We start from the raw sequence: 12,067 nt of genomic DNA on the forward strand, positions 1-12,067 counted from the left end.
CATGTTTGTATACAACAAATTTATTAATTGATAACAAAAAGCCCCGAATGTACGGGGCTTGAGTTAATACTGCTTTTTCTTAGTTACTGGAGCATTTTCTGATTAGAAGAAGCTAATTAGAAGAACCCTAGTGGATCGACGCTGTAGCTAATCAGTAAGTTCTTGGTGTTTTGGTAATGACCCAACATCATCTTGTGCGTTTCACGTCCAATACCCGACTTCTTGTAACCACCGAACGCTGCGTGAGCTGGGTACGCATGGTAACAGTTGATCCAAACGCGGCCCGCTTCAATGTTACGACCCATACGGTAAGCTAGGTTTTGATCACGCGTCCAAACACCTGCACCTAAGCCGTACTCAGTATCGTTAGCAATCGCAAGTGCTTCAGCTTCGTCTTTGAAAGTCGTAATCGCGATAACAGGTCCAAAAATCTCTTCCTGGAAAACGCGCATCTTGTTGTGACCTTCCAATAGCGTTGGTTGAATGTAGTAGCCTTGCTCCAGATCACCCTCTTGTTTCGCAGCATCACCGCCAAAGACAACTCGCGCGCCCTCTTGACGGCCAATTTCTAGGTAGCTCAGAATCTTATCGAACTGTTCTTGTGAAGCTTGTGCGCCAACTTGAGTCTCTGTATCTAACGGGTTGCCTTGCTTGATTAACTTCGCTCGTTCGGCCACTTTAGCGACAAACTTGTCATAGATCGACTCATGAACCAACACACGTGATGGACAGGTACATACTTCGCCTTGGTTAAAGAAGCCCAACAGTGTCCCTTCGATACATTTGTCGACAAACTCATCTTCATGATCAAACACATCTGGGAAGTAGATGTTTGGTGATTTACCACCCAACTCAACGGTAGAAGGAATCAGGTTATCGGCTGCACATTTTAGAATGTGGTTGCCGACTTGCGTTGAACCTGTAAATGCCAGTTTAGCGATGCGATTACTGGTTGCCAGTGCCTGACCCGCCTCTGAGCCATAACCATTTACCACGTTCACTACGCCTGGTGGAAGTAAATCAGCGATTTTTTCCATCAGAACCAAAATCGACGTTGGCGTTTGCTCTGCAGGTTTGAGTACCACACAGCATCCTGCTGCTAACGCTGGCGCAAGTTTCCATGCCGCCATCAAGATTGGGAAATTCCAAGGAATGATCTGACCTACCACACCGATCGGTTCTGGAAAGTGGTACGCTGCCGTTGTCTCATCAATTTCAGCGGCGCTGCCTTCCTGAGCTCGAATACAACCCGCAAAGTAACGGAAATGGTCGACAACAAGTGGGATGTCTGCTGCCAGTGTTTCACGGATCGGTTTACCGTTTTCCCATGTCTCGACCAACGCTAGCTCTTCAATGTGCTGTTCAAGACGATCTGCAATTTTTAAAAGAAGATTAGAACGCTCTGCAGCGCTGGTTTTCGCCCACTTTTCTCTGATGTTGTGTGCCGCATCCAATGCTAAATTGATATCAGCTTCACCAGAACGAGCCACTTTACAATACGGCTTTCCGTTAATTGGAGAGATATTGTCGAAGTACTCTCCTCCGGTCGGTTTCACCCACTCTCCACCGATGAAGTTGTCGTAATGTGATTTGAAGTTCACGATGGCATTTTCACTACCTGGTTGTGCGTAAATCATAACTCTTCCTTTTGTTTCTCGTTCAGTTAGTGTTTGAAACACTTTGTTTTTCTGACAGTGTCATAGTCACTGTTAACGAAGAGTAATACGCAAGTCACAGGCCAAGTAAGACATACTTGTTGTTAATTAAATGTAACACTATGATTACCAAGCGATAACAAATTAAGTGAGTGTTGTTTGAATAGATGTATGGTGTGAACACCAGTGTTCAAGTGTTCCAAAATGGTACATGCTCACTGTGACAAAATGGTACAGTCATGGAAATTCAACCTATTACGGATAACAATTGGCTTTCGACTTCTTGGCTTAGAAGTGAACAAGCGGGTCTAAAACAGCGCCGACTCCCTGAAGATGTCCGTGTCAACTCGGCGACACTTAAGGACAGACGTCACCAATTGAATTTTCTGCTAGATGCAGTTAAGCAATTTGCGCTGCCTCTGTTTAACCAAATTTTCGCACACAGCAATAGTCGGCTGATTCTTACGGATGCAGATGGCGTGATCATTGGTAGCTGGGGAAAACCAAGATTTAGAGAGAAGCTGACTGAAATTGCCCTTAGCTCAGGTGCCTGTTGGCAGGAAAAGCTGAAAGGTACAAACGCCATCGGCACTGCTTTAGTTGAAGCTAAACCAGTCTCGGTAATTGGGGATCAACACTTTATCCAACACCATCGTTTCATCAGTTGCTCTGCAAATCCTATTTTCGACCATCTAGGCAGGCTACTCGGGGTCTTAGACATCACCAGCGAACAGGAAAAGCATGATCTGTCCACTCAAGTGTTAGTGCAGAATATGGTTCAGTTGGTCGAAAACCAGATGCTAAATCAGATTCCAAGTGGTCATATTCGGGTCGATTTAGCCTGCGACAAGAATCTATTAAACAGCGGCTGGCAAGGCATAATTATCGCCGACGAAGCAGGTGAAATTTTGGCACACAACCAAGTTGCCTCTCAGTTACTCGACCGAAGCACAGTGGTGGGTCAATCATTAGAAGAGATTTTAGCGCATCAGAACTCAGACCAACCTATCGTATTCAAAACGGCACCACTCTCAAAAACAAAAATTCAGTCCCGCTCCTTAAGTGCCTCCAATGATCTTCATTTTGGCGACTCGAAAGTTGAACACTGTTGGCAACAAGCAAACCGCGTTATCGATAAAGACATCAGTTTATTGATACTGGGTGAAACTGGCGTCGGTAAAAACGAGTTTGTGAAAGCACTGCATAAAAATAGCCAGCGAAAAAGCGGCCCTCTGGTAGCAGTCAACTGTGGCGCACTGCCTAAAGATCTCATTGAATCCGAGTTGTTTGGCTATGTTGCGGGAGCCTTTACCGGGGCAAACAGCAAAGGCTATCAGGGTAAGATCCGTCAAGCGCACAAAGGTACACTATTTCTCGATGAAATTGCTGACTTACCAATCGCTGCACAAAGCCGCCTATTACATGTACTTCAGGACAAAACCGTACTTCCTGTTGGGTCCAATCAAAGCGTTCAGGTTGATACTCAGATTATTGCGGCAACACACAAAGATCTTGAAGCCTTGGTTGAACAGGGCGAGTTCCGACAAGATTTATATTATCGCCTGAATGGGTTGATCATCGAGTTGCCTAGATTGGAAGAGCGACAAGACAAGCAGAAGCTGATTGAAAGTCTTCACCGCCGACATGCGGAACCAAATCAACACTTATGCCCTCACCTATTATCTCTGCTGCTCTCATATTCGTGGCCGGGTAACTTGCGAGAGCTCGATAGCCTGATTAAAGTTTCTGCACTAATGGCACAAGGTGAGGCGGTGTTAGAGCTTGCTCATGTCCCAACTCACTTATCTAAGAAACTTAGCCAGATGCAACAACAGGCAAGCGCAGAACCGACTACGGATATACGTACTACAGTCGAAGACAAACTGGTAAAAACCTACCAGGCCAATCAAGGGAACATCAGTAAGACATCTCGTATGCTCGGTGTGAGCCGGAATACGATTTATCGGAAACTGAAGAGCATGGGAATGATTAAGTAATCAATCATCGTTAATGATGGCTATGAAGGCGTTTTGAAGAGCACCCGCAATGGGTGCTCTTTCTTTTTATTGTTGGCGTTAGAGTCCGCCAGCTTGTTGTGCCTGTTTAACCAATGCCTGACGTTGAGTTTCCTTTTCAGATACCACTTTATTGTTCTTTTGAGTGTCCTGCTCCAATTTGGCAGGGTTGAAAACAAAGTACTTGTTAAGAGTCATCTTGAGAACCTCAATGAGTTGTGATTGTTACCTTAAAGCCTTTAAAAAGAGAATCAGTGAAAACGGGTTTCTCTGGCGGCTTGTGGCTGATGTTGAAGATAGTTTGTATTTAAAAGTGACACATCCTCCATTTACGAGGATATTCCGGGCGTAGTTCAAGGGCTTACCTAATACGACTGTCAGAGTAATAGCACTAATAACAGCTGGCGTGATAACGGTTCTTATTACTTGCTTGGCAGCAACTTATTGTCTCAAAAAGAAAAAAACATGCCTCAACTCCCAGACGTAAAGGATGAGTTTTTCTCTGGATTGAAAGTACACTTGCCCTGCATATCTCTTCATTTCAATGAAAATTTTGTCTACAGGTTCAACATTCAACCTTTTTTGAGAAATATTTAGCTGTTTTTTTAGGCGCTAAAGCAAAGAAATGGAGACAATCACCATGAAGTGAGAGCTCTCTTGACTCTACCCACTAAAATTTGGGAGGCGTTATGAAAAGTAACAAGCTAGGTCATGTGATGTCATTTAGCAGAATGTTTTCTTTTATTGCGTTTTTGACCGCCACACTCGCTTGGATTCTGAGCATGTATGCGTTATTTACGGTCTCCGCTGCAGCTCTGGTTATCAGCGTAATCCTGTACTTAAAAGATAAATTTCTCCACCCTAAACGTCACACTAAAGGAAAGAGTGCCTGAAGACTCTCGCCTTGGTTTTTCCAACACAAAATGGATGCCACTTGGGCATCCATTTAGATAGTGTGGTGTACTTAAAACGTATTAAACGTCGTAAGTTGTAGACGCTGTGTCACCGCCTGTACCAGTCCAGTTAGTGTGGAAGAATTCGCCACGTTCACGGTCGATACGCTCGTAAGTGTGAGCACCGAAGTAGTCACGTTGAGCTTGAAGCAGGTTAGCAGGTAGACGAGCTGTTGTGTAACCGTCTAGGAAAGTTAGCGCAGAAGTCGTACATGGCATTGGGATGCCTGCTTCTAGAGACTTAGCTGCCACTTTACGCCACGCTACCAGGCTGTTTTGTAGGATGCCTTTGAAGTAATCATCAGAGCCTAGGAACGCTAGATCTGGGTTCGCTTCGTATGCATCACGGATGTTGCCTAGGAACGCAGAACGGATGATACAACCACCACGCCACATAAGAGCAACGTTACCGTAGTTTAGGTCCCAGCCGTTTTCGTTAGACGCTTCGCGCATTAGCATAAAGCCTTGAGCGTAAGAGATGATCTTAGACGCTAGAAGCGCTTGACGTAGTGCGTCAACCCACTCTTGCTTGTCGCCTTCAACTGGAGTGATTGTCTTGCCGAATAGTTTTTCAGCTTCAACACGTTGGTCTTTCAGTGCAGACAGGCAACGAGAGAATACAGACTCAGAGATAAGCGTTAGAGGAATACCTAGGTCTAGTGCGTTGATACCCGTCCATTTACCTGTACCTTTTTGGCCAGCCGTGTCCAGGATCTTCTCAACTAGCGCTTCGCCGTCTTCATCTTTGTAGCCAAGGATGTCAGCTGTGATTTCTACCAGGTAGCTGTCTAGCTCAGTTTTGTTCCAGTCAGCAAATACAGCTTGCATCTCGTCTGCAGACATACCAAGACCGTCTTTCATGAACTGGTAAGCTTCAGTGATCAGCTGCATGTCGCCGTATTCGATACCGTTGTGAACCATCTTAACGAAGTGACCTGCACCATCGTTACCAACCCAGTCACAGCAAGGCTCGCCAGCGTCAGTTTTCGCAGAGATACCTTGGAAGATAGGCTTAACCGCTTCCCAAGCTTCTGGTGCGCCACCAGGCATGATAGATGGACCAAAACGTGCGCCTTCTTCGCCACCAGATACACCAGTACCGATGAAGTGGATGCCTTTTTCACGTAGTGCTGCAACGCGACGGTTTGTATCTGGGTAGTTAGTGTTACCACCGTCGATGATGATGTCGCCTTTGTCTAGCAGAGGAACTAGCGCGTCGATGAACTTATCTACAACGTCACCTGCACGAACCATCAGCATTACTTTACGTGGTGCTTCTAGCTTTTCTACTAGCTCTTCAAGAGAGTATGCGCCAACGATGTTAGTGCCTTTTGCTGGGCCTTCCAGAAACTCGTCTACTTTAGCTGCAGTACGGTTGTGAGCCACAACTTTAAAGCCGTGGTCGTTCATGTTTAGGATAAGGTTCTGACCCATTACCGCAAGGCCAATTACACCGATATCACCTTTCATTGTTTCTCTCCAATTGTGTTCTATTGACGAGCAGCTTATTTAGCAATTTTTGCTGCTGCGTCTAAATCTAAATACCACTCAGTCAGGCCAGCTTTTGACTGGACCTTCGCTGCCGGATATGGCAATTCTTCTGCAGGTGAGTTGTTAATCTCTTCAACGATATCCGCTTTACCTGCGCCAAGTACCAAGTAACTGATGCGTTTTGCTGCTTCTAGAACGCGCGCTGTTTTCGACACGCGAAGCTGACCAGATTCAGGATGCGATGCAATGACAGACAAGTTTGTGTCGTCATAGTTGGTTTGACCTGGGAACAGAGATGCCGTGTGACCGTCCGCACCAACGCCAAGCAAAATCCAATCAAATACTGGTGCACCGTGTAGAGATGGGATCGCATCCAGCATTTCTTTTGCAAATCGCTCAGCTTCAGCTTGTGGATCATCTTCACCACGGATGCGGTGGATGTTCTCAGCAGGTAAGTTTACCTGGCTAAAAAGAAGTGCGTTCGCTTCGCCATAGTTACTCTCTGCATCGTCAGGAGCAACACAACGTTCATCACCCCACCAGAAGTGTAGGTTTTGCCATTGAACTGACGTCGCGTAAGCATCCGATGCTAGAAGTTTAAACAGCATTTTTGGCGTGCTGCCACCTGAAAGCGAGATGTGAACAGGTCGGCCCATTTCGCTAAACGCTTTCATGTCGTTTGCTAGGCTTTCTACTACCTGTTCTGCTGTTTGATAGATCTTATGGTTGATCATAGTTCACAGTAGTCCGTATCTGTTAAGTTTTTACATGGGAAACGCCAAGCACGGTCATCGCGCTGTAGCAAGTCATCCGACTCTTTAGGGCCCCACGTACCACATGCGTATCCAAAGAGTGATTGCGGGTCTTGTTTGAAGTCCAGAATTGGCTGCACGTACTGCCAGCATGCTTCAACTGCGTCACTACGCGCAAACAATGTCGCGTCACCGTTTAGTGAGTCAAGCAGCAAACGCTCGTAAGCCGTCAGCATTTGTGTTTCTTCTAGAGAAGTGTAGTGGAAGTTCATCTTCACTTCTTTGGCCTTAAAGCCTGCACCTGGTTCTTTCAAACCGAAACTCATCTGGATGCCTTCGTCTGGCTGAATACGGATGATCAGTTTGTTTTCTGGTGCATTTTGGCCAAATACTGGGTGTGGCGTCGCTTTAAAGTGGATAACCACTTCTGTTACGCGCGTTGGCAGGCGTTTACCTGTGCGCACGTAGAAAGGAACACCGTTCCAGCGCCAGTTGTTGATGTGTGCTTTCAGGCCGATGTAAGTCTCGGTACGAGAGTCATCAGCGACGCCGTTTTCTTCACGGTAGCCCAGTAGGTGCTGACCACGAACATCAGATGCCGTGTACTGACCTAGAACAAGGTCATTACGAAGCGCTTCTTCATCCAGAGGTTTCAAACACTGAAGTACTTTTACGACTTCATCACGCATCGAATCAGCATTGATTTGTGCTGGCGGCTCCATACCAACCATCGCTAATACTTGTAGCAAGTGGTTTTGGAACATATCACGCACTGCGCCAGAGTTATCGTAGTAACCACCACGCTCTTCTACACCCAGGAATTCCGCACCTGTGATTTCGACGTAATCAATGAAGTTACGGTTCCACAGAGGCTCAAACATCGCATTTGAGAAACGGAAAACAAGCAGGTTTTGAACCGTTTCTTTACCTAAGTAATGGTCGATTCGGTAGATTTGATGCTCTTGGAAATGCTCGTGGATTTCTTTGTCCAGAATACGGGCGGATTCTAGATCGTAGCCGAAAGGCTTTTCGATGATCAGACGTTTCCAGCCATCTTCTTCGCTGTTTAGACCATGCGCTGCAAGACTTGCCGGGATCACGCTGTATAAGCTTGGAGGGGTCGCTAGATAGAAAAGCGTATTACGCTGCTCTAGCTTGTATTCGATGGCTAGTTGATCTAATCGAGTCACCAACTTGCCGTAATCTTGGGTGTCAGAGGTATTGATTGCTTGGTAGTGCAGATGGTTAATAAATGCATTAAGCGTTTCTGGCTCTGTTTTTTCCATCTCCTGAAGCGATTTCTTCAGCTTTTCACGATAAGATTCATCACTGTATTCAGTTCGACTTACGCCCAGAATCGCAAAGTTATCTGGAAGCTGCTTATTCGCATAAAGGTGGTATAAAGCAGGAATTAACTTACGGTATGTAAGGTCGCCTGAAGCACCAAAAATAACGATGCTGCTGTTTTCTGGTATTACCATCATCTTTCCCTTAAAAACGAGGTACTTATTGTGTGCCAGGATATGGCTCAAGGATTTGCCTACCCTATCAATGGCACTTCAAAATAGAAAATTGCTCTTACCTATTACGTTGATAGGTAAGTCAAATTAGGCCCAAAGAACCTCAATAAGTGATGCTCGTTTACCACTTCAAAGCACGACTTGCTGAGGTCATTTAGGTCAAGGAGCCCTCCGTCACTTAGGTTAAGGAGAGTCCGACACGGTGCAGTATTGTCTACGACAATTTGATTTACATCAACACTTGCCAGTGCAAACGTTTAAATAAGTTGCAGAAAAACGGTTAACTCATTGTATTTTAAATATAAAAAATCTCCAGCCAGAATCACCCACAATTTGAGTAAAAACTCAAAAACGGGTAAAAATTATTCTTTTAATAATCAAAGCAGTAGTTACTTTGATCATGACACTTATCATTTACCTTTAATCATTGTTGATAATCATTCTCAATAATAGATAATATGGCGCATGTCTACCTACAACGATAACGCAATGAATGCTGGCGTAACCCGCACACACCCCATAAACCGTATTCAGAATGTGCTTGATTACATCCATAACAATTTGGAAATGCCTCTGAATGTTGATCACCTTTCGCAGCAAAGTTGTTGGTCCCGATGGCAATTACAACGAGTTTTTCAGCAACACACTGGAATGTCAGTGGCTCATTACGTTAGAGAACTAAAATTAAGCTACGCCGCCGAGCGTCTGGTCAGTAGTTCTGAACGCTCGCTGGATATCGCGATGGATCTCGGCTTTACTTCAGAAAATGCCTTTAGCCGAGCTTTCAAACAAATGTTCTCTGTAAGCCCCAGAGAGTATCGCCAAAAACAGCAGTTGTCTGGCCTTAGGCAGCCTCTGAGTTTGGTGTTTGCCCCCGAAGCTTCAAGACTAGATGCTCACTTTGCCGATGTAAGAATTGAAACAAAACCGGCGTTTTTCCTAAGAGGTGTTCACCAGTCCATCAATGGCCTGTTCTCCTCCGAGCCAGATTTTCAATGGATCGTGCCCAAACTATGGGACCGTCTTTTTTCAGTCAAAGAGCATCTCTATCAAGATGCTTGTCTTGGCGTCATTGACGTGACGAATGCTCATGCAAGTTGTTCTCAACTGGAATATTGGGCGGGGTACCCATTCGAAAATGATCAAGTATTCAACAGCAGTGATGAGACTTTTTCTCCGTTGGATTCTTTGTTTGTCCCGCAACAAAGCTACGCCGTTATCACTCACAATGGCAAAGCTTCCAAGTTAGCGCAGACCCTGGAATGGTTCATCCTTCACTGGCTGCCGAACTCAAACTACCGTGGTATCGACGGATACGAACTGGAAATTTATCCCCGAGACTACCAACCTGAAAGTGAAGACGCTCAAATGCAATACTGGCTCCCGGTAAAACCCTCAGATTCAAAGTAAAGATTTGCTGCAACACTCAGTGACAACACTATCTTTGCACCAAATTGTTAACTTTTCTCTTTCCCCTGCCTATAAAATACAAATAACAATCATTATCAAATAAAAAGTAGTGGAATAGATATGAAATGCCCAGCCCGATTTCAACGCTCAGCCCTCGCTGCCGTTGTTTCTGCACTTGTCTCTGGCTCTGTCATCGCCGATGAAAGCCAATCACAATACGAGACCATCACCGTACTTGGTGAAACCTACCGCAATACCGCAACAAAAACGGCGTTAGCGCCAGAAGAAACGCCTCAGGCAATAACCATCCTTACCAAAGAAGAAATGGATGTACGTGGTGTGAGTACCATCAGTGAGGCGTTGCGTTACGCGTCCGGTGTCAATACTGAACTGCGCGGCGGGGCCGTTTCTCGCCTCGATCTGTTTAATATTCGTGGTTTCATCAACTACACCAATTTTTACGATGGTCTTCCCCTACTCTTTAATGGCTGGAATCTTCAGCCACAAATTGATGCCGTGGCATTGGAGCAGATTGAGGTTTTCAAAGGACCAACGTCGGTTCTGTACGGAAACATCCCGCCAGGTGGCATGGTGAATATCATTGCTAAAACGCCACAGTCTGAACCTGAAAATAGTCTCGCCATAAGAACTGGTTCTAATCATCTAAAAGAGGTGAGTTTCGACACAACTGGACAATTAGGCGACTCTGACGTGGATTATCGCTTGGTCGGCTTGGCAAAACAGCAGGACGGACAGGCCGAGACTTCAGAGGATGAGCGCTACGTTCTCGCTCCTTCATTCAACTGGCAAGCGACCGAGAACACGCTGGTGAATGTAAATGTCTACTATCAAAACGATCCTTCTGCGGGAATATATACCACAGTGCCAGCAGCGGGTTCAGCTTCGAATAACCCACTCGGTTCAATGTCTCCGAACACTTATTTAGGCGATGAAAACTGGAACACATACGAACGTGAAGTTCTTATGGTGGGATATAAAATTCAGCATGACTTCAACCATAGCTGGCAGTTTTTGCAAAATGCTCGCTACATGACAGCGAACGCGTATCAGGAAAACACCTATAACAGTGCCCTCGCTGCTGATAACCGCACCGTTGGACGTAACGCCTACCTCACCGATGAAGAATCAATGTCATTTGTTGTCGACAACCAGTTGTCAGGCTTTATCAAGGCTGGCAACTGGGAACATAACCTGCTTTTTGGTTTGGACTATCAATACTTAGACTCGGATGTGAAGTACAAAGATACGCTCGATTACTCCCTGACACAGGACATTTTTAATCCTGACCACAATCAAATTGATAGGAATACTCTGAATTTCCAGTATCAACAAAACCTCGATATTCAGACCAAGCAGATTGGTGTCTATTTCCAGAACCAAGCGCGTTACGACAAACTAGTAATGATTGCTGGTCTACGTTGGGATAAGTACGAGTCGGATACGGATACCACCAGCGATTACCTTGGTTCTATCTCTAACAGCAAAGAAAAGCTGGATGACACCAATGTTTCGTTCCGTGTTGGCGGTCTATACGAACTTGATTTCGGAATGTCACCTTACCTGACCTACTCCGAAAGTTTCGAACCGATTGCCGGAGCAGATGCGAATGGCAATGCATTTGAGCCTTCAACAGGGCATCAATGGGAGCTGGGCTTTAAATATGCACCATGGGGAAGTGATATTTCGGGCAACTTAGCGCTCTTTCATATCACCAAGAAAAATACCATCTTGAACGACCCGAACAACCCTTATGCACCAAATTATCAAGCGGGTGAAGTCGTCTCTCAAGGTGCCGAGTTAGAGGCAAAATGGCAGGCAACGCCACAAGCAGACGTAACGCTTAATTACACCTACATTGACATGGAGATCACCGAAGACAGTTTTTACGGTCAAGAAGGTAAATCTCCCGTCTGGGTGCCAGAGCAAATGGCATCGCTTTGGGCGAATTACTACTTTGAAGGCGCGTTGTCCGGACTACAAACCAGCGCAGGCGTTCGCTATGTTGGAGAATCGCAAATGGACGCACAGAATAGTGAGCAAGTTGCGGATTATACGCTGGTAGATGTATCGGCAAGCTACGACTTCTCTTCTGTGTCTAAATCACTTGAAGGTGCCGCGGTTACGCTGTCTGCATCCAACCTGTTTGATAAAGAGTACTACTCTTGCTACGACAAAAGTAACTGCTGGTTTGGCGCAGAGCGCTCTGTTGAAGCCAAGTTAGAGTACAAGTTTTAGTTCGCTGGCAAGGTT

9 protein-coding genes are annotated in these 12,067 nt (G+C 45.6%); 4 read left to right on the forward strand and 5 right to left on the reverse strand.

Annotated elements, in window-relative coordinates; translation table 11 throughout:
- Positions 1-116: 116 nt before the first annotated feature.
- The gene (locus VEJY3_RS08020) at positions 117-1,637 is read right to left on the reverse strand and encodes an aldehyde dehydrogenase family protein (protein WP_014231945.1); all 1,521 of its coding nucleotides are present in this window, start codon (positions 1,635-1,637) and stop codon (positions 117-119) included.
- A 257-nt stretch (positions 1,638-1,894) separates the two neighbouring features.
- Here VEJY3_RS08020 and VEJY3_RS08025 point away from each other — a divergent pair, with 257 nt between their 5' ends.
- Complete coding sequence (locus tag VEJY3_RS08025) at positions 1,895-3,652, forward strand: sigma-54-dependent Fis family transcriptional regulator (protein WP_014231946.1); 1,758 nt, start codon at positions 1,895-1,897, stop codon at positions 3,650-3,652.
- A gap of 78 nt (positions 3,653-3,730) precedes the next feature.
- Here VEJY3_RS08025 and VEJY3_RS25815 read toward each other — a convergent pair whose 3' ends face one another.
- Positions 3,731-3,868, reverse strand: a complete 138-nt coding sequence (locus VEJY3_RS25815; RefSeq protein ID WP_014231947.1) for a hypothetical protein — start codon at positions 3,866-3,868, stop codon at positions 3,731-3,733.
- A gap of 491 nt (positions 3,869-4,359) precedes the next feature.
- Here VEJY3_RS25815 and VEJY3_RS08030 point away from each other — a divergent pair, with 491 nt between their 5' ends.
- Positions 4,360-4,563, forward strand: a complete 204-nt coding sequence (locus tag VEJY3_RS08030; RefSeq protein WP_014231948.1) for a hypothetical protein — start codon at positions 4,360-4,362, stop codon at positions 4,561-4,563.
- Between the two features lie 81 nt (positions 4,564-4,644).
- Here the strand turns inward: VEJY3_RS08030 and gnd are convergent, their stop codons facing one another.
- The 3 genes from gnd to zwf are packed head-to-tail and all read right to left on the reverse strand — an operon-like array spanning position 4,645 to position 8,347.
- Positions 4,645-6,093, reverse strand: a complete 1,449-nt coding sequence (gene gnd / locus VEJY3_RS08035) for a decarboxylating NADP(+)-dependent phosphogluconate dehydrogenase (protein ID WP_014231949.1) — start codon at positions 6,091-6,093, stop codon at positions 4,645-4,647.
- Between the two features lie 35 nt (positions 6,094-6,128).
- Positions 6,129-6,848 carry a 6-phosphogluconolactonase gene (pgl, locus tag VEJY3_RS08040; RefSeq protein WP_014231950.1) on the reverse strand — a complete coding sequence of 240 codons (720 nt, stop codon included), beginning with the start codon at positions 6,846-6,848 and terminating at the stop codon, positions 6,129-6,131.
- Positions 6,845-8,347: a glucose-6-phosphate dehydrogenase gene (gene zwf / locus VEJY3_RS08045; RefSeq protein ID WP_014231951.1), complete on the reverse strand. Its 1,503-nt coding sequence runs from the start codon at positions 8,345-8,347 to the stop codon at positions 6,845-6,847. Before zwf ends, pgl begins: the two co-directional genes overlap by 4 nt.
- 528 nt (positions 8,348-8,875) lie before the next feature.
- On the opposite strand from zwf, the gene VEJY3_RS08050 reads away from it, so the two are divergent.
- Both VEJY3_RS08050 and VEJY3_RS08055 read left to right on the forward strand, forming a co-directional pair.
- A complete protein-coding gene (locus tag VEJY3_RS08050) occupies positions 8,876-9,796 on the forward strand; it encodes an AraC family transcriptional regulator (protein WP_041170333.1) in 921 nt (306 codons plus the stop codon).
- 120 nt (positions 9,797-9,916) lie between these two features.
- Complete coding sequence (locus VEJY3_RS08055) at positions 9,917-12,052, forward strand: TonB-dependent siderophore receptor (protein ID WP_014231953.1); 2,136 nt, start codon at positions 9,917-9,919, stop codon at positions 12,050-12,052.
- Positions 12,053-12,067: the final 15 nt, after the last annotated feature.

It is taken from the genome of Vibrio sp. EJY3 (assembly GCF_000241385.1).
GTDB classification, from domain to species: Bacteria; Pseudomonadota; Gammaproteobacteria; order Enterobacterales; family Vibrionaceae; genus Vibrio; species Vibrio natriegens.